The organism is Leptolyngbya sp. FACHB-321, assembly GCF_014695975.1.
GTDB lineage: Bacteria > Cyanobacteriota > Cyanobacteriia > Leptolyngbyales > Leptolyngbyaceae > Stenomitos.
In genome coordinates this window covers 26477-45253 of record NZ_JACJPI010000071.1, presented here as the reverse complement: position 1 = coordinate 45253, position 18777 = coordinate 26477, and the positions used below count along the sequence as shown (strand labels likewise).

The following is an 18777-nucleotide window of genomic DNA, read 5'->3' as shown; positions in this document are numbered from 1 at the left end:
AGGGCTAAGAGGCTGAGAGATGGAGCATTAGAGGAGACGAGACAGAAGCAGACAGGTCAATCAGACTAAATTGATCTTGAAACCCGTCTTCAGGTAATTGCTACCCCGATCGCTAACGGTTGCTTACCGTTTGCTGGTTGCCATTACTTGAGCGATCCATCAGCGCTAACCACAGCCGTCGAGAACCGTTTGCAGCACTGTAAAACAGTAGATCAATCAAAAGTTTGAGCGCAAGATTGTTTAGTGCTACGGGCGGCACACGATCGCCATCATTCATGCGCTCCTGATAGGTATTGTTAAACGTGTCTAGGTAATCTCCCAACAATGCTGTTTGATGTGGTTCACGTTGCTGTTCTGCCATTTGCTCTAGGAGGGCAACAGCACGTCTAATTTTTTCTGCTTGCTGCTTAGCAAGATGACAGCTAATTAGTACTAGCGCTCGTGCCTCCTCAACATCAAGTTTTTTGCGACCACCCTGCCCTTTCCGTAGTGGACTGGCTTGCCGCAACCGCCATAGGGCAACGCGATCAGCAACCAGAGACTCTAGCTTTAACTCGTTCGCCGCCTGAAGCATGGCTTCTGAACCAATCCCAGCGAGTGCTTCTAACGCTAGCAAGACCAAATCGAGTTGAGCTTTTATATTGTCCAACTGAGATGGATCGGGCTGATTGAGCAGTGGCAACGTTTCAACCGACGTGGAGTTTGGCAACTTGGCTGGAGACTGCATGACTTTAGGATAGAAAACACGAGACGATTTGACGCGGTGGTTACGTGTCTTGAAACAAGACTAGTAGATTGCTGCTATAGGTTCCCTTCTGTCTCAAGCCCAGATGAATCTTGACATATCTATAATGATCTGACCTCACCCTCTAGGCTAGAAAAAGACTTGCTTAGCTGGTGGGGCGATCACAGACACATCTCTATAGTGAAGAGGCACCCTAATCCTTCAAGAACGCTTTAGTCCAATCGGCTTGTGCATCCAAAGAGTGAATTTTTATTAAAAGATGCTTTTGTAGCTTTAGATACAGAATTTTCTGTTATATTAGCTAGTAAGAACAAAAAACGATAAATAAGGAAGTGTCAATCATGTCTACCCAAGATCAAGCACGTGCGTTAGCAAACCGTCATCAGCACACTGTTAAGAACCGTGAGCAGTCTGCGCTGAGTCGGATGGCTGCTGAAATTGGTGTATCTGGCGAAACGGCTGTGCGGAACCAACCCCGCGGTGCTGGCATGAGCTAGAGTAGCTGTCTGCTCAATGTACTTAAAACTTAGAAAGCGGGCGTAATCTCAGTTGGATTACGCCCGCTTTTGTTGTGTCTCATCTATGTGCTTAGACATGAGCAACCTGACGTAGCGATCGCACGGTTGCAATTGTGCAAGCTGCTGCCTGATCGATATCTTGCTCAGTATTAAATCGCCCAATGCCAAACCGCACGGACGCAAAGGCTAAAGCCTCTGTCAGTCCTAAAGCCTGCAATACATGCGATGGGGCAATCTGAGCCGATGAGCAAGCAGAACCAGACGAAACCGCCAACATCGGTTGTAAGCCTAGAAGCAATGCCTGTCCGTCAACACCTGCAACGCTAATATTTAAGTTTCCGGCTAGCCGCTGAGTCGGATGACCATTTAAGTGCAGTCCGTCTAGTACTGTAAGTTGCTGCCAAAGACGATCGCGTAGTGCCCGTAGCCGCTCGGTTTCCTCTGGCATAGCGGCGATCGCTAACTCCACTGCCTTAGCAAAACCAACAATTTGCGGTGGATACAGTGTGCCCGATCGTAGTCCGCGTTCATGTCCGCCTCCATGCAGTTGGGGTGCTAGTCGCACTTTAGGATTGCGTCGTCGTACATAAAGTGCCCCGATCCCTTTCGGACCATACACCTTGTGAGCAGTGAGAGACATGAGGTCAATCTGCATTGCTTCGACATTAAGGAGAATTTTGCCGATCGCCTGCGCTGCATCCGTGTGAAACAAAACCTGCCGTGTGTGGCACAGCGCACCGATCGCCGCTAGCGGCTGCAAGACACCAATTTCGTTATTTGCTGCCATTACAGACACGAGAATTGTATCTGCTCGTAGTGCTTGCTCTAAGTCTGCCAACGCTACCAGCCCATCCTGCTGTACAGGCAGCACAGTTACTTCAAAGCCCAACGTCTGCAAGTAACGGCAGGGATCAAGCACCGCGCTATGCTCAGTGGCGATCGTCACAATATGACGACCTTTACTAAGGTACGCTTCGGCAACGCCTTTAATTGCCAGGTTATTTGCTTCTGTAGCTCCGCTAGTAAAGACGATTTCTTCTGGTGTCGCACCAATCGTGGTCGCTACTGTTGCTCTTGCCTGCTGCACGCCTGCTTCTGCCTCCCAGCCATACAGGTGGCTAACACTCGCCGCATTGCCAAAGTGCTCTGTAAAGTAAGGGAGCATGGCTGCCAAGACACGAGGGTCTACAGGTGTCGTGGCATGACAATCCAGATAAATTGGGCGTTGAACCATGCACATCTCTCAGCAAAAGCTACAGGTGCTTACAGTGGCACCTCTTCATAGTCTAGATGATTGCTTACTTGAGATTGGTTACCGGAACGCGATCATACTGTTAGCCCTAGTACGAGCAGCAACAGGTTGACACCACATAATGATTGACGATGATCCCTTAGCTTCCTAAGATGAGAGTAAGATTAAAGAGTGTAAAGATAAATCACGCTTCTGTATCAGCATAGTTCTACGATAAAGCCGCTATTCCCCATGTCCACTCCTCCAGCTTTTGTTACAGGGCGATCGGTACGATCGCGGTTCGAGCAACTTCTGCGCCATACAGCTGTTCTCCTTTTTGCCTTGGCACTTTGGCTTAGTCCAATTAATGGTTTAGCTCATTCAACTGCGTACGCCTACAACAATCCTGAATTGTTGCCAGACATACAAACGCCCGTGATTGACTTGGCAAATGCCTTGACTGGTCAACAGGAAGCAAACCTGGCAAAGGATTTGGAAGACTTTGAACAAGAAACTGGTTGGAAACTGCGGGTACTCACTCAGTTTGAGCGTACACCTGGTCTTGCAGTAAAAGACTATTGGGGACTGGATAAACACAGCGTTTTGCTGGTAGCTGATCCGCGTGGCGGCAATCTACTTAATTTCAGCGTGGGTGATGATTTTTACCCGTTGATGTCTCGCACGTTCTGGATTGAACTACAGACCCGTTTTGGCAATCAATTCTTTGTGCGCGAACATGGTGAAGATCAGTCGATTCTAGAAGCGCTGGAATCAATTAAACTGTGTCTGCGTCGAGGTGGTTGCTTGGTTGTGCCTGGGCTGCCTCCCGAACAGTGGGCTCTAACGCTAATCACCTCTATTGTGGGTGGCGTTGTCTGTGGTTTTGCTGCTAAACCTCGCAAAGAAGGGCAGGTTATTGCGTGGCAGTGGGCACTGATCTTCTCTCCACTATGGGGCATTCTCTTTATTGCCTTCGGCATTGGTCCTGTTGTTACTCGCACCTCTGATTGGCTACCGCTGTTTCGCAATATTGCTGGTTTTATGGTCGGTGCTCTAGCTGCCTTTTTAGTGCCTGTACTTAGCCGTAACCCTTCTTCTGATGAAGTATAAGTCTGTTTGAGTTCAGTTTTTTAGCATTCGCTTGAGTCTCGCAGCATGGCGATCGCAAAGGGTCGCCATTTGGGGCTGGCAAGTGTAGGCTGTTTACCACAAGCAATTATTTTGTAAAGGGTCGCGATGGAATGGCACTCAACAGATGCTCAAAGTCTAGCGATTATTGATCGAGAGATTGGCGAACACATTTTCTCACCTGCCGAATATGAGCTGGTTCGTCGCGTCATTTATGCAACGGCTGATTTCGAGTACAAAGCGTTGATTCGCTTTGCAGACGCAGCACTACAGTCTGGAGCCGCCGCTCTTGCTGCGCGAAGTACGATCGTCGTCGATGTGCCGATGGTGCAGGTGGGCATCACAACTAACATTCAGAATACGTTTGCAAACCCCGTCTATTGCAGCATGGAGGCGCTCACTCGTCCTCAAAAGGAAAAGACTCGTGCGGCTTGGGGCATTGAAACACTTGCTCGACGCTATCCAGAAGGCATTTTTGTTGTTGGTCAGGCGCAGACAGCACTCACAGCGTTAGTCGATTTAATTGAGGCGGAAGAGATTCGTCCGGCACTCATTGTTGCGACACCTTCTGGTTTTGTTGATGCAGAAATTGCGAAAAAGCGCTTGGCTGATTCACTCATCCCCCATATTCGGATCGAAGGTCGCAAGGGCAATGCAGTTGTGGCAGCAGCGATCATGAATGGGTTAGTCGATCTGGCATGGCAAGCTTACGGGCGAGAGCAGAACGGCATGATGTGAAAGGGTGAATAAGCCAATGGGGCATCTGCTCATCACAGCAGCGAGCATTTAGAACTGTTGCCGTGATGCTTCAGTTACCAGTTGGTTGAGGGTCTGTTGCGAGATCGACGACGTGAGCGACGACTCAGCTCAATTGCCCCACCACGATCCCTATCCTCATATCGCTCTCGTGATTGCAGATCGCGTTCTGACTCAAATCGATCGCTGCGATAACGTTCATCCCGATCCTGCGCGTCCCGATCTTGCCCATTTAACTGGTGGCTCACCTCAACAAACGTCTCACGCAGTAGCAAGGGATAATCACTTACCCAAAGGTTGTGGTTAGGGACGTAAATGTCAGATGTCTTGTTAATTCGACCCAGATCGCCCCGGTTAGACATCACTACCATTTCTGCTGCATCACCAATTGCGATCGCCTGATAATTTCGCTTAAGCGGCACTTGGAGTCGGCTCGTAAAGCCTGTCTCATCGCCTACAACCAGGTTGAAACGCCGCTCTCTGTTTTCGACAATTACTAATTCACCCCGTTCATTCACCGTTTCTTCTTTACCAATCAGCTCCTCGGTAACAAAAGCATCAATGACATCCCCCTGCCAAAAACCGCTATAGGCGTACTTACGAAACTCAATATTCTTTAAGCTCGCCCAAAAAACAGGTCCCCATAGCCAATACAACCCCGTCATAATACCCAGTAGAAACCGGATAAAGCCAAAGCCCTCACCTAAAAGACTGCCTAACAGTAGAATGACCGTCACGCCACCGATCGAAATTAGCAGACGCAAGAGCAAGGCAGGAAATTTTCCCCAACAGTAGATGTACTGCGGTCCAGTAGCCACTGCCGGAACCAACGTTTCAAAGGTTTTACGGGTTAATGGAATGAGCATAGCTATGGCTGATGAATGCGATCGCAAACAGATGAATTGCTACGAGCCTAACATTAGACGAAGGACTCAGCCCACTGATAGGTGTTGCGTCTGTAGTTATCTCTTTTAACAATAGTTTGATCCTGTTATTGATGTTGGTGCATAGGACGCCGTCTTTGCCTATCGACTGATCAACTCATCCATGTCCTCTATGCTCTTACTAAATAGTGCTTCTTGTTGCCCTGAAACTTCCTTTTACCGAGCTTCAGTTACAAAAAGAGTGAATTTACGGACTTAGGTAGAGTAGAACTGGCCAATCTTTAGAAGTCTTTGAGTACTATATCGGATGGTTCTAGCAAGGAAAGGCAGCAGAATGGATACAGAGTCTGAGGAACGCACTCGGAAAGGCTAGACAGGTATAGGGGGCAACTATGTTCGTTTAGCTTTTGCAACTAGGAGAGCGTACTTACAGACAGACTGCCTGACCCTGGGGGCTTATTAGGGTCAGGCAATTTTTTTGGCAATTTTCGGCTGTTGTCCATTAAATCGATTTTGTCCGCTCTTAAAGCGATCTTGTCCAGAAAGACGGAATATGGGCATTTCAGGGAATAGAGCAGCCACTTAAATTTTTAGATCGGTTTTAAAGCGATTTTGTCCAAAAATGAACCGCATCAAACTTGGTGGCAGCCTTTAAGCAGCAGATTAAACGGGAAGACTTTTCTTCAACAAAAGGTAAAGGTGCCGATGACACCTTTTTATGCACTACCTCTAAAACCTTTTTCGCAGAATATTTCCAGGGTCAGGCAGTCCTTTCAACCCACATTATTCATTCACAGCACGTTTTTCTTTAGAAGTTCTTTCTACCCTCGCTGATTATGGGTTTGCGCTCTACCTGCTATTGAGAGGGTACTCATGATATCAATGACTTAGGCTAGGTGGGACCAAGGCGTTAAAACTTTCAGCTACTTGCTGTCGAGAGAGCGATCACAGTTTACCCGCTATAGGGAGGGCAGGTACGATCTGTTTTTGGAAAATGGCTGAAGAAATTAATTAACGTGAGTTCGGGTTAAGCCGAAGGCTAAAACCCCTACTATGAATAGCTTGAGTTAAGTAGCCAGCCAGTCACCCTTTCTCAATAAGACCTGCTACTGCAAGTATTTGCAACTGTGAGACTTATTGACAAGAACTTGACCGAGAGCGTGGTGGCAAGCCGCAGAAAATCAGGGCTTCTAGCGATTCCTTATCCCGAACTCACGTTAATTATTCCCTTCAACCCATCCGCTATCGGAAGGGCGATTGCGACTCCCGCAGCCAAAACACTTACATACACTTAGCTCAGTATAGAAATTTGGCGAAGTTCGTAAAGTGTCCCGAAAGATAAGCTTGAACTCGCTTGAGCAAGCAATAAGCTTGATTCAAAAAAGTTGAAAAGCTCACTCGCTAAAGAAGTTTCAAGCGTTTTGGCAAACCTCCCAGAGATTTCTCCCTTGCTTCGGTTTGTCAGATATTATTGTGGTGTGGGTTCAACCCTTTAGGGGCGTTTCTCAGCTACAGAGGGTATATGACCCTATCCTCAATGCTTGAAAGCATAGAGAACTGCAACCTTAATATAGGATTTCTCCCGTATCTTAACTCTGGAGGGGTAAGTTCTAGAGCGGATGCAAGTAGCCCCAGTTTGCGAAGCAATCCTGGTTTGACTGGGACGGAAAGCACTTAAACAACCCAGTGTTTTTGATCTACCACATTACGTGCGGATTAGTCGCTACTGTTATTGAATTGTCATAGTTCAAAAACATCAATCCGACGCTTGAAGCAGATGCTCAGGTCGGAACTCGGTTGCCATTTTGGTAGCTTTTTCGGTTAGCGTCCCTTCAATAGTCTGCGGCATGATTGCGATCGCAACTCCATCTTTCCTTGCCCGTTCCTGAATGAAAGTTGCCAGTTGACTATAGTTCCAGCAGTGAAAGCTATCTCGGGTATCTTTGGCATAATTGTCCTGCGTTCCATAGTTGTTTGGATGCCCTCGTTTAGCTTCAGCACGAATTTGTGCTTCTACTTTTTCTCGAATGTCACTCAAATCAGGAATGACAATAGCGCCTATTTGAAACTCGATCGCTAACTTGACAATTGCAGCCGCGATGACTCGTGCTAAATACTCCCGGGTATTGGATTCTGTAGAGTTCCTGCGATAGCGGTGTTTCAGTTTCTGATCCTGAGCACGTTTATTAACTCGCTCTTTATGGTGCTCGTGAAGCTTTGTGACGGTTTGATAGTCGCTCGCCACATCCTTTGCGTCCAGGTTGAGCAGTAGCAGAACTGGAATGCCAGCAATAACCAGCGCAACTCTCAACATCCGGTACTGGAACTCAGTCCACAAAATGGTGTGTCCTGTTCTCTCTACCTGATAATTCATCCAGAGCAGAAATCTGGCTGCTTCAAGATCTCCCAAGCAACGGATCAGCTTATACTGTAACGTCAGCAATCTTATCCTGCGCTTTAGCTTAAATAGGCGAACATTTCGGTTTACCGCTTGAACCTGAGTACGATGGTAAATCAGCAATTCCTCTGTTGAGCAGTGAAATGGATCTGATGGGTGCAGTTGATCGACCACCGCGATTGTCACTGGGTCTTTGCGATCAAAGCTGACTGCCATAACTCTGTTTTTCTGCCCTTGATAGGGAGGTTTGCTTGGACGTTTGAGTGTAGTGTTAGTCAAACGTTCGATTGTCGTTCTAGTGCTTTTAACTGAACTTCGTTAGTTCTTTATTTTTTTAGATTCGGCTGTTGTCAGAGGGCGCTGCTGCTGAATTACCTGATATTGCTCTTCAAGTTTGTTCAGCTTGTCCTCACTCCGTTGGAGCCGTTGTTGATATTCTTTTAGACTTTCTTGCCGAACCTGTTCCGTCCCTTCAGCAGTTAGCTGCTTATCATCAATCGCGACATGAAGATAAAGTCGGTGGGTTTTCCAAGGTGGTAGCTCTGGTAAATTGTCAGTCTTTCCGGCTTGCTTCCATTGCTGTTTTTTCATCTCACGACGTAACTTCTCATCCTCAACCCAAAACACTGTTGCAGAGCGAAAGAGAAATGACCGTGCGCTAAATTCTTCATCCTCCGACTTGGTGTAGGCTTCGTAGTCCGATAAAAATTGCTTGAAGTACTGAAGTTGACGACGATCGCAATAAACCTCAAACCTCAGGTTACGCATTGTATGAAAACAAACGCAGATCCTCGTTTGGGGAATTTTTCGCCGTCGCTTCATAGAGCGCCGTTTCTTTTTTCTTGATGTTCCAGACTTCAACGTCTGATCGGGCTGCGAACTCTTTGCTTCAACAGGCTTCTCCCGCACGACTTGAAACCCAATTAAGTCGTCTTGCGTTTCAAATCGGAGCGGGTAGTGCGCTGGGTTGAATAAGCGAATTTGCTTTTGATCAAGCCATTGATCAAATTCCGCAGCAAATTCCTCCGGTGCATCAGCCCGAGGCAATGGGGCAGAAATCGCGATGTCAATATCTTGAAGGAAGCGATCGCCTAGTGGATCACGCCCTTTCGGATGCCGAGCTTTTAACTTTTTTTGAAGTCGCTCAATTTCAATCTTCTTCGCATCCAGTCTTTTAGCTATTGCCTCTGGGGTGTGCTCCTCTTCCGCGACTTGAAGATTACTCAGAAGCAGGTGCACAATGGCAAGTTGGGTTTGGAGGTCACTGGTTTCGTCATAAGCATCGAGCAGCTCACCCAGTAAGTCTCTCTCATCCATCACAGTTGATTCGTCTTGAGGCTGATTAGCTTGTTGGAGTGTTTGCTCTTGTGAAGCAAACATTTCTTGCTAGGTTTGCTCCAAAACCTCGTGTGCTCTTGCCTGGATTTGCTTAAAGCTAAAGTCTGTTTCGGCAGCTAACTTAGAACCTGATGAAATTGTATCGAACCATTTTTGGTGACCTAGCAACTGCCAGAGCCATATTGACTGCTGCTTTAACCAAGCTCGATAGGCTTGAATTGTGATAAAAACGGCAGAAACATAAAGACGACTTGGCAAACCAGCAAAACGAACAGACTGCTTAAGGGGAAGAATCTCTTTCTCTATAGCTTCTCTAGCAACGGTTCCCTTCTGTTTCCACTGCTCAAACTTTAAGTGCTTAGGAACTTCAATAAATAGCTCATTTACGAGCAGCGTGTGTTTCTCGGTGTACTCCCATAGAATCTGGAGTACCTCGTCACTGGCACACAAAAGCGCTTGAGCAGTACGAAATTCTTTACGCACAACACAATTTTCAAGAGCAACGATTGTGAATGAGCAGAAAATATAGCGCAATTTGCAAATGAGTTGCGCAACGAGTGAGAGCAGCTCCAGTCTAGTGTTCTAGCTTCTGATAAGTTGACATCCAACTGCATTGAAGGAACAGCAATTGGAAGTGAATCAAACCCTGCAACGCGCACAGGTTTCAACTTTATAAGCTTGTGCTACCTATTTGCAAATTGCGCAAAATCTTTTGCTCAGTCACAGCATCAGCTGAAGAGTATAGACCTCTTGCAGATTAGATTTCTACACCTGTACTAAGCTGGCAAAAAAGGCCTGTGGTAACGATTCGTGTAAAAACAAGCCATTTGCTTGAAACCCTTGCAGCATATGGGTTTCAAGCAAAGCAATCGATGAGTTTCTTTTATGACACTAGAACCACTGCTTCTGACGGCTGGACCACTATTGGACTAAATGACACGTAAAAAGCGGCTTTTTTATAGAGTTTGAGCTCTTTGAGTCGAGCGAAACCCCCGTTTTTGCGTGGACCTTCTGCGCGTCCGGCAGCTAACCACGAAGAAAGTGAGCATTCGTAGAAGTCATCGCATGGACTTCATTGTGATACAAGGGCTCACTTTCACACGAATCGTTGCCAGACCCCAATTACAACGCGATCGCCAAGGGGTTTGCGAGCCTGCGCGTGCGCCAGCGACTCTATGACCTCGTTCGCAGTCCAGGTGTTTGAGTCGAACCCGTTGGCTGTTAATCAGTTCTCGCGATTTCGGGAAAGCACAACGCCAGTACAGCAACGCGTCACGAGTGCTATTCCTCGACTTCTGATAGGTGCTTTCCCAGTCCTCTAATCTTTCAATCTTTTCGATTGCTATTTCTACTTTGTTCACCAAGGAGAATCATGATGCTTCGCATCAGACCTTATAACGCTTCAACAATTTGCGGTGCTTGCAAAGTTACGCTTGGCGCAGATCATGGTCTTGGTCACTGGAATAGCAATAAGTGCCTATGGTTGCCAGTCGCCGCAACAATCGACTCAAGTAACGCTAGGGAGTTCTGCCAGCACTCCAGCGGCTACGGCATCTTCAGTGGCTTAGGCTGCTGAGTCTGGCAATTCTGCACCTGCCAATCCCGCCGTACAAAATAATCAATCGAACAATAGACCCACGATCGGCACCGTAGAGGAGCTGCAAAATGGCGATTTGACGTGCTATGTCATCTTAGTCGATGACAACAACGTCAAGTATAAAGGACTGTTTGCACGTTTTGAGATTTGTTCTCAAGAGAAGGCGTATTTGCGTCAGCGGTTGCGAGCAACCTATGAACAAGGCAATCTAGCTGATTGTCCAAGTACCGAACCGTGTGGCAAAACCCGGCGGGCATGGATTATTACAAAGCTACAGGTACTCAACTCTTCGGCACCTGCATCTTCGACACCTACGAGCGATAGCGAAACCTACACTAACGGGGAATGGACGATCAACCATCAGCAATTTCAGGTCATGGTCGGGCGTCAATGGCACCGGCAATTTAAGCTATCGGGGGTGTGATTCTAGGGGAGAATGTCTAAGCCTGAGCAACGGAAAACTCACCAGCCGCAATGGTAGGAACTCGATGGGTTGGCGCAACGGCGAGTACGTTCATATTGTAGAAATGCCGATTAGTAGCCCAGATAATCCTACCCCATGGGGTACGGGCACTCAGCTAACGGTTCGCCAAGAGGACCAGGTCATCCTCAACGAAACTGGCTTCAAGGCCGTTTCCCAGTAAGACATTATATTGGGGTCTGGCAATGATTCGTGTGAAAGTGAGCCATTTGATTAAAATGAAGTCAATTCGCTAACTTCTACTAATGCTCACTTTCTTCGTGGTTAGTTGCACCCCGGAGCAGCAGTGCCAGTGCGTCGGTGATCTAGTTAGCTGCGGATGGCAGCCATCTTTTGGTTGTTACCTGGGAGCGGCGCTTTGACTTTGGGGTGATGTCAGCAGGCTGCACGATCCTTTGTAATACTGGAACGCGGCGGCACGCTTTCCCGACGGCGGCGCGCTCATACACACTAACCGATTAATTCACCTCAGGCCGGTCTGAGCCTGCCACTTGCTTCACATGGCTTCTCTTTCCGGGTACACACTCCTCTTCGCAACGCTCCTCTTCCTGTGTGGCAGTGCCATTGGTGCTTTGGCGTACGCCTTCATTGCGGCTTACCGGCAGCGCAAACCGAGAGTTGGGTGTCGGGTTGAGCGGGCACCACTGTTTGAAAGCCTCGGTGGCACCGCTTTGCCGCGCGCGCAGCTTGAAATTTCTGATGGTGAGACGACTTACAGCTATAACCACTTGCAGCTAGCGCAGGTGCAAGTGCAGAATCAATCCAAGCAGGATTTTGACCGCTTTGAGTTCGGCCTTACTCTAGCGGCTCAAGACGTGGTCATTCAGCTCGAAGTCCAGACCGCGGATCGCCACCATCGGGTGACCCAACTTAAGCCATCCACCTTTAGCCAGCCTCAAGCCAAGGTTGACTTAAGCTTGCAACCGTTTAACCGAGACGATACTTACACCTTGCGCTTGTTAAGCATCACCGCTCAACCGAACCAACGCCTCGGTGAGATCACCTTTAGCTCCCCGATGGCAGTGCGGTTTGTTGATATGCCCCTGCTTGAAGAAACGCTTAAAGACAGTGTCAAGTCCACAACGATTTCGCTCGGACCCTTTAGCTTTTCTTTCGACTAGTTTCCTGCCACGCCTGAGCGCCTTGCAGCTTTCAGCCTTCAGGCTGAGCATCAACGCCATGCTTGCGGTTGGGGCCCTCGTCTGAGGTGCAGCAGCATCCAGCGTAGGCTCTAAGCAGGCAAGACTGGCTCCTGTCCTTCCTGTCCTAGTTTTTTTCGCCGCATAGAGGCGGTTTGAGTCTCATCCGAACCGAAAGTACGTTAAGCTGCTCAAGCCGCGTGTACAAGTTGAACCCTCTGGCACTTAAGAGCCTCAAACCCCTGCTGTGCCGTTCCTCAGGCAGCCTTTTGACACCGTCGCTGAGGCTTCTAAGGCTTTTGGTTGACTAGCCAAAGAGCGCTAAGCCGCCAGCACTCGCTGGCGGCTCTTGCGGTAAGAGCCTGTCTCAGAACTCAGCGTCACTATGCTTTTCAACCATAATCCCTCTTTTGCCATCCTCAGCCTCACAGCGCTGCTCGCGGTTGCGCTTGCGGTTGCGGCTTGGCACCGGCGTGCTGCCGCCTCTGCCAGCAGACCGTTTATTTTATTGTTGCTTTCGACTGCTGTTTATGCCACTGTTGCCGCGCTCGAAGCGGCAGCAATCGCTCTACCGGACAAAATCTTTTGGTCTAAGTGGGAATATGTTGGCTCTGGCAGCGTGATGACGTTCTTTCTCATCTTTGCGCTCTACTTCACGCACAAAAGGCAGTGGCTCACACTCAAAAACACCGTCTTGTTCTGGCTAATCCCCAGTCTCAATGTGGTTTTAGTGGCGACTAACGAACAGCATCAGTTGGTTTGGCGTGGCTTTGTGCCATCTTCCCAGGGCACTAACCAAATTGTTTACCAGCATGGTCCAGGCTTTTATTGGGTCATGACCTGCGTTTATCTTTATACGCTTGCTGGTTCATGGCTACTGGTGCAAGCGGCGCCCCGTGCGACTCCAGCAGCAACAATCGCGGCTGGCGTTAGCAGGAGCGCTCGTCCCGTTGCTCGGTGGTAGTGCGTATATGCTCAAGCTCACGCCTGCCGGTCTCAACCTCACGCCGATGAGCTTTTTGCTGGCTGGTCTCATCTATTTCGTCACCCTCTTTCGCTTTCGTCTGTTTGATCTGGTACCAGTGGCACGAGACATGTTGAGCGAGAGTATGTCGGATGGTGTCCTCGTGCCAGATCTACACCAGCGGTTGCTTGATATCAATCCAGCCGCCCAGCAGCTCACTGGGATCAGCGTCACTTGCTTGGGGCAACCGCTTAGGCAATTAGGCTCAAGCTGACCAGCGCTCGCTCAGCTTTGTCAAGCGTCTGAAACAGTGCCGAGTGAATTGCTACTGGAGCTGAGCACAGGCTGCTATGTGGAATTACACGTCATACCTTTACGCGATCACTGTAACTGTCTCACTGGGCATTTGCTTGTCTTGCGCGATGTCACTCAACGGCAACAAGCTGACCTGGAACTGCGTCAGGTAAACGAACGCTTACAAGCCCAGTTGTGCGAAATCAACGCACTCCAAACGCAGCTACGTGAACAGGCGATCCGCGATGCTCTGACGGGCTTATTCAATCGACGTTATTTTGAGGAGACGCTCCCTCGAGATTTGGCACGCGCGGCGCGGGCAGCTTATCCGGTCGCTGTGATCCTGATGGACATCGATTTTTTTAAACAAGTCAATGATACCTACGGGCATCAAGGTGGTGATTGCGTCTTACAGGCTTTTGGTCGTTTGCTGCGCGCTCACAGTCGACGAGGCGATATCGCGTGTCGTTACGGTGGTGAAGAATTCGTACTGCTGCTGCCGGCGATCACGTTGAAGGATGTTTGTCAGCGCGCCGAACAGCTTCGACGCTCCTTTCAAGCCATGCGCGTGCAGTTTGGTGCTGCAACGATCCGCACGACACTTTCGCTGGGGGTCGGTTTATTTCCTGAACATGGGGACACCAGTCAGTCGCTCATGCAAGTAGTTGATCAAGCTCTTTATGTCGCTAAAGCGGCGGGACGAAATCGTGTTAAATGTGTCGAGACAGTGGTCTAGACCACTGACCGCACAAGCACAGCAACGCCTTACTCAAGCTCTCAGCGGCAATCGTGATCGCCTTGGTGAGTTGCACCCCGGAGCAATTGGGCAAGTACGCCGGGGGACTGCATCAAGTGAGCAGTGCCTCTGTTTCTGACTTTGATTTAGCTGAGAGACCACAGAGCGTTAACCAAGCTCAGCAGTGCTTTCAGGCTTCACGTTGGTTTTAACGCTACGGCTACAGAAACGCTGAAACGCTGTCGCTACAGCTGCTGGTCCTCCACTCGGACAAAAGCAGGGAAGAGCACAAGTCGGTGCCGTCTGAGGGGAGTGAGCCCAAGAGCTGGTCGTGGTTGGGTGGCTAGACAACCCTGGAGCGCACAGCCGCCCACTCTGAAACGTGCTGCAAGCGTTACTGATCGTTTGACCTTTAACAGTTTTTGCGCTACAACCATAGACTCAAGCAACTGTGCTTTAGCAGGGTCACTAACCACAGCACAACAAAGCTTGTACCTGACCCACTACCGCGGTTGCAGCGGCGAATCGAGCCTTCTCGTCTACGTCCTAACTTCTAAGGCGACTGCTAGAGCTGCACCTTCTCTTTGGTGAACTGCTTTCGCCCCCGCTGAGCAGGGTCCATCCAGCGTTCTAGATAGCTGAAGCCTTGGGACGAAAGCAGCGTTAATGCCAGATAGATCAGCGCGATCGCGAAATAGAGTTCAAACGGGCGATAGTTCTCTGCCACAATGAGCTGCCCACGTCGAAATAGCTCCTCGAAGCCAATGACAGCAACCAAGCTGGTGTCCTTGAGCAAGCTGATGAACTGGTTGCCCAATGGCGGCAGCATCCGGCGCAACGCTTGCGGAAAGATGACGAATCGCAGGGTTTGAATCGCATCCAGTCCCAGGGATGCAGCGGCTTCGGACTGTCCCGTTTCAATCGACTGAATGCCCGCCCGAACAATTTCTGCAACATATGCTGCGCAATTGAGGCTCAGAGCGATAATCGCTGCTAGGAAGCGGTCAAAGCTAAACGTGAGTCCCAACGCTTGAAACGCGGCGGGAATGCCGAAGTAAATCATAAAAAGCTGCACCAGCAGCGGTGTTCCTCGGAAGAAGTCAATATACGCTGCCGCCGCCCAGCGCAGGAGTCGTACTTTGGACAAGCGGACAATGCCAATGAGAGAGCCGCCGACCAAGCCAAGGATGACCGCGATCGCTGCAAGCTGTAGCGTGATCAGCGTTCCGGCTAGCAGTGGCGGCAGCGACGCGAGAATCACCTGAGTGGAACTGGGAATTGCGGTCGTATTCCCTGTCGCAGAGGCAGGCGCGGTGACAGGCAGTTCCGGTGGTTGAGCATCAAACCACTTCTGATAAAGCTGCGCGTAAGTGCCATTGCTTAAAATAGTGCCAAGCCCCTGGTTAATTCGCTGTAAGTTGGGAGAGTTGCGCGGCGTGGGAATGCCGTAGAAGTCTTCGGTCAGTAGTTGATTGACAACGCGAATGCCCTTGAGGTTGCCTGTTTTGATCGCATACAGCATTACGGGCGCGTCGTTGATGATGGCATCAACATTGCCGTTGCTGAGTTCCTGAAGCGTCAGCACAGCGGCGTTAAACGTGCGAATGGTTGCCCCTGGAATTTGCTTAGCCGCATCGGCACCAGTGGTGCCAATCTGGACGGCGATCGACTTGCCGCTTAAGTCTTCGAGTCGGTTAATGTTCTGAGTTCCTTCGCGCACCGCAATCGCCAAGCCCGCTTTGAAATAAGGACGCGAGAAGGTGACGACGTTCGATCGCGCAGGCGTGATCGTCATGGCGCTAATCGCTGCATCAACAGTCTGCGCTTGCAATGCGGGAATCATGCCGTCGAACGCAATGCTTTGAAACTGGACCGTAAAGCCTGCTGCTTTACCGACCGCCCGAATCACGTCGATGTCAAAGCCCTGAATTTCGCCGTTTGCAGCGCGGAACTCGAACGGTGGATACACTGGCTCTACCGCGACCCTCAGTTCGGTACTCTCCGTTCGCCCCATGCTTACAATGAGCAGCAAACAGCTTAAACTCAACAGCAATGATCGCAGCAGTCGGCGCACAGTTGTCATGATTTAGATTGGCTAGAGGACAATCTCTTCTAAAAAGGAGAGATGCGTAAAACAGATTTTATCTATAACTGGATTAATTCATTGAACTCTGAATCTGTCTGGAGTTCCATTTTTGGTTTTTTGAGCTTATGAGCACGCCCCCAGTTCTGTTTGAGCATATCGAGAAATACTACGGACCCCTGCATGTGCTGAAGGGGATTAGCGGTCACGTCGATCGCGCTGAAGTGCTGGCAGTGATTGGTTCGTCAGGCTGCGGCAAAAGTACGCTACTGCGCTGCCTCAATCGGTTGGAAACGATCGACCAGGGACGTATTGTTGTCACAGGTATCGAGCTGTCGCAACCAGCGCTGACGCGAAAACAACTCCGCGATGTGCGATCACAAATTGGCATGGTGTTCCAGCAGTTCAATCTGTTTCCCCATTTAAGCGTGCTGGATAATTTGACGCTGGCTCCGCAGCAGGTGCTAAACCGATCGAAGCAGGAAAGCCAGGAGCGGGCGCGCTTTTATCTGGAGCAAGTAGGGCTAGCAGACAAAATAGATGCCTACCCGGATCAGTTATCTGGGGGGCAAAAGCAGCGCGTGGCGATCGCGCGTAGTTTGTGCATGGAGCCGCAGATTATGCTGTTTGATGAACCAACAAGTGCTTTAGACCCGGAACTGGTCGGTGAGGTGCTGGAGGTGATGCAGCAGCTTGCCGATAAGGGCATGACGATGGTGGTCGTCACTCACGAAATTCAGTTTGCCCGCGACGTTGCCAATCGCGTGCTGTTTTTGGATCAGGGCTTGATTGTGGAAGAGGGTCCAGCGCGTGAGGTACTGACGAATCCGCAGAGCGATCGACTCCACACGTTTCTCCGCCGCATGCGTCAGGCATGATTGGCGCGATCAAGTCTGTAAACGTTTCCATCTCAACTCGTCTCTAGAGCGCTAATTGTACGTTTTGATAAAAAAAGGCGCGGTTTTCAAATTCGTGGCGCGGCACCATAAAGCGTCCAACCTCTGCAGAACAAGCACTTTATTTTTTACCTCAGCTTTATCAGGTCTCACGAGCAAAGGCATGGCACAAAAGTTCTATCTGCTCAAATTTATGCGGCAGGTTTATTGCAACAACGGCTGCCGATGAAGGAAACGGGCGGATGCGTGATGCAAAGCTGCTTCCCCTTTTAAAGTCACGCAGCACATTACCGCGAGCCATGACGCAAAGAAGATAGGAGCTATACGCTACGAATTTGAAAACCGCGCTATCTTTCGTGAAAACGTACAACTGCTGACACCGACGGCACCGCTTTCAGCTACATCGAGCGATCGCCTAGGTTAGTTGCCCCCCGGAGCAGCTGTGCAAGTGCGCCGGTGGACTGGTTAGCTGCGGATTCTGCAGACGGGCAAAGGTGAAATTGAGGTTTGGAACCTTGTGCCAGTTTGCAGTCATCCAAAGTGAGGATCGCAATCCCTTGGTTAGTAGAGCTTATGAATCGCGTGGTTTGTTTTCAGATGTTTATCTACGGGGATTGCATAGGATCGGAACAGAAACGTACGCTAAGGTCGAAACACTAACTCAGCAGACGTTTCAAAAAGCGGTTTTCAGTCTCCATAGCTATAGACAAGAGTATTAGGACACAGCATCTTTCAGAACAGACTCCATCGCTTGACTTAAAGAATCGACATGAGACAAGCGTTTGCGAATGCGATTTTCGAGCCAAGCCTAACACTTTTCAATGCAATTGAAATCTGGAGAATAAGCAGGTAAATAGAACAAACGACAACCGACTGACTCAACCAGTTGAGTCATGCGTCCACCATAGCGGAACGTGGCGTTATCTAAAATCAACACCTTTCCAGGTTGGAGCGTTGGCAGTAAACAAGTTTCTAGCCAGGTTTCAAACACCACTCGGTTGCAAGCACCGTCTACGGTAAAAGCAGCGCTCAACTGCTGCTCACAGTAAGCGGCAATCATGTTGACTCGCCCACTTTGCCGCCCTGACTTGAGCGCTTCAAAGCGCACTCCAGGTTCGCACCAACCGTAACCATCCTCCTCCCGTTCATCCATCCCCGATTCATCGCGGTAGACTCGGTCGGACCAGGGAACCTTAGCTAGTGGTTCCAGAAAAGCAGCCCGTTTGCCCTCATCCCGTTCCCGATCGCCATACGTCTTTTTTTCGACTCAATCCAAGTTGGTGCAGTGCTTTGGAAATGGTGCGAGCACTGACCGGCTCTTCCCAGCGCTCTGCCATCTGAGCTTGGGTTTTATCCCCATGCTGTTTGGCAAACTCGGCAAACTTGTCCCAATCGGTGCTTTTGCTGCTGGTACGATGCGGTCGAGTAGTTTTGGCTTGGTAGTCTCCAGTCTCCTCTTGCCGTTGCAACCATCGGTCGATTGTGTGGCGACTGAGTTGGCAGACTTGTGCCGCTTCACTCTTCTTCAGACCGTCTAACGGAATGGCGTTGAGCACCTTTTGTCGCAAGTCCTAACTGTAGGCTTGTGC

At 49.6% G+C, this 18777-nt stretch carries 15 protein-coding genes and 2 pseudogenes; 10 read left to right on the top strand and 7 right to left on the bottom strand.

The features are described 5' to 3' along the window. Positions 1 to 112: 112 nt before the first annotated feature. Entirely contained in the window at positions 113 to 727 is a 615-nt protein-coding gene (locus H6F76_RS19585) for a DUF3038 domain-containing protein (protein WP_190450217.1), read from the bottom strand. A 359-nt stretch (positions 728 to 1086) separates the two neighbouring features. Here H6F76_RS19585 and H6F76_RS19580 point away from each other — a divergent pair, with 359 nt between their 5' ends. After that, entirely contained in the window at positions 1087 to 1242 is a 156-nt protein-coding gene (locus H6F76_RS19580; protein WP_190450216.1) for a hypothetical protein, read from the top strand. A gap of 91 nt (positions 1243 to 1333) precedes the next feature. On the opposite strand, the gene H6F76_RS19575 is transcribed toward H6F76_RS19580, so the two are convergent. After that, positions 1334 to 2497: an aminotransferase class V-fold PLP-dependent enzyme gene (locus tag H6F76_RS19575; RefSeq protein WP_190510801.1), complete on the bottom strand. Its 1164-nt coding sequence runs from the start codon at positions 2495 to 2497 to the stop codon at positions 1334 to 1336. A 249-nt stretch (positions 2498 to 2746) separates the two neighbouring features. Here H6F76_RS19575 and H6F76_RS19570 point away from each other — a divergent pair, with 249 nt between their 5' ends. Together H6F76_RS19570 and H6F76_RS19565 are read left to right on the top strand one after the other, a co-directional pair. After that, on the top strand, positions 2747 to 3604 hold the full coding sequence (locus H6F76_RS19570; protein ID WP_190510799.1) for a TPM domain-containing protein: 858 nt from the start codon (positions 2747 to 2749) through the stop codon (positions 3602 to 3604). A 126-nt stretch (positions 3605 to 3730) separates the two neighbouring features. After that, positions 3731 to 4360, top strand: coding sequence for a precorrin-8X methylmutase (locus H6F76_RS19565; protein WP_190510798.1), 630 nt, complete (start codon positions 3731 to 3733; stop codon positions 4358 to 4360). Positions 4361 to 4434: 74 nt separating this feature from the next. On the opposite strand, the gene H6F76_RS19560 is transcribed toward H6F76_RS19565, so the two are convergent. From H6F76_RS19560 to H6F76_RS19545, 3 genes and pseudogenes are all read right to left on the bottom strand, one after another. Then, positions 4435 to 5244 (bottom strand): phosphate ABC transporter permease, encoded by an 810-nt coding sequence (locus tag H6F76_RS19560; RefSeq protein WP_190510797.1) that lies wholly within the window; start codon positions 5242 to 5244, stop codon positions 4435 to 4437. A gap of 1774 nt (positions 5245 to 7018) precedes the next feature. Next, positions 7019 to 9040, bottom strand: a pseudogene (gene cas12k, locus H6F76_RS30615) (type V CRISPR-associated protein Cas12k). A 6-nt stretch (positions 9041 to 9046) separates the two neighbouring features. Then, on the bottom strand, positions 9047 to 9481 hold the full coding sequence (locus tag H6F76_RS19545) for a hypothetical protein (RefSeq protein ID WP_190510793.1): 435 nt from the start codon (positions 9479 to 9481) through the stop codon (positions 9047 to 9049). Between the two features lie 1283 nt (positions 9482 to 10764). Here H6F76_RS19545 and H6F76_RS19540 point away from each other — a divergent pair. From H6F76_RS19540 to H6F76_RS29820, 6 genes are all read left to right on the top strand, one after another. After that, the gene (locus H6F76_RS19540; protein ID WP_206754398.1) at positions 10765 to 11019 is read left to right on the top strand and encodes a hypothetical protein; all 255 of its coding nucleotides are present in this window, start codon (positions 10765 to 10767) and stop codon (positions 11017 to 11019) included. Positions 11020 to 11083: 64 nt separating this feature from the next. Continuing rightward, on the top strand, positions 11084 to 11239 hold the full coding sequence (locus H6F76_RS19535) for a hypothetical protein (RefSeq protein ID WP_190510790.1): 156 nt from the start codon (positions 11084 to 11086) through the stop codon (positions 11237 to 11239). A 337-nt stretch (positions 11240 to 11576) separates the two neighbouring features. Beyond that, complete coding sequence (locus tag H6F76_RS19530) at positions 11577 to 12197, top strand: hypothetical protein (RefSeq protein ID WP_190510788.1); 621 nt, start codon at positions 11577 to 11579, stop codon at positions 12195 to 12197. Between the two features lie 403 nt (positions 12198 to 12600). Next, entirely contained in the window at positions 12601 to 13179 is a 579-nt protein-coding gene (locus H6F76_RS29830) for a histidine kinase N-terminal 7TM domain-containing protein (RefSeq protein WP_199322240.1), read from the top strand. Continuing rightward, positions 13112 to 13453 (top strand): histidine kinase N-terminal 7TM domain-containing protein, encoded by a 342-nt coding sequence (locus H6F76_RS29825; RefSeq protein ID WP_347276068.1) that lies wholly within the window; start codon positions 13112 to 13114, stop codon positions 13451 to 13453. Before H6F76_RS29830 ends, H6F76_RS29825 begins: the two co-directional genes overlap by 68 nt. A 36-nt stretch (positions 13454 to 13489) precedes the next feature. Continuing rightward, positions 13490 to 14209: a GGDEF domain-containing protein gene (locus H6F76_RS29820; protein WP_199322238.1), complete on the top strand. Its 720-nt coding sequence runs from the start codon at positions 13490 to 13492 to the stop codon at positions 14207 to 14209. A gap of 565 nt (positions 14210 to 14774) precedes the next feature. Here H6F76_RS29820 and H6F76_RS19520 read toward each other — a convergent pair. Continuing rightward, positions 14775 to 16292: an ABC transporter permease subunit gene (locus H6F76_RS19520; RefSeq protein ID WP_190510786.1), complete on the bottom strand. Its 1518-nt coding sequence runs from the start codon at positions 16290 to 16292 to the stop codon at positions 14775 to 14777. A 128-nt stretch (positions 16293 to 16420) separates the two neighbouring features. Between H6F76_RS19520 and H6F76_RS19515 the strand changes: the two genes are divergently transcribed. Then, positions 16421 to 17170 carry an amino acid ABC transporter ATP-binding protein gene (locus H6F76_RS19515; protein WP_190510783.1) on the top strand — a complete coding sequence of 250 codons (750 nt, stop codon included), beginning with the start codon at positions 16421 to 16423 and terminating at the stop codon, positions 17168 to 17170. A 733-nt stretch (positions 17171 to 17903) separates the two neighbouring features. Here H6F76_RS19515 and H6F76_RS19505 read toward each other — a convergent pair. Further along, positions 17904 to 18756 (bottom strand): annotated as a pseudogene (locus tag H6F76_RS19505) (IS630 family transposase). Between the last annotated feature and the right edge of the window lie 21 nt (positions 18757 to 18777).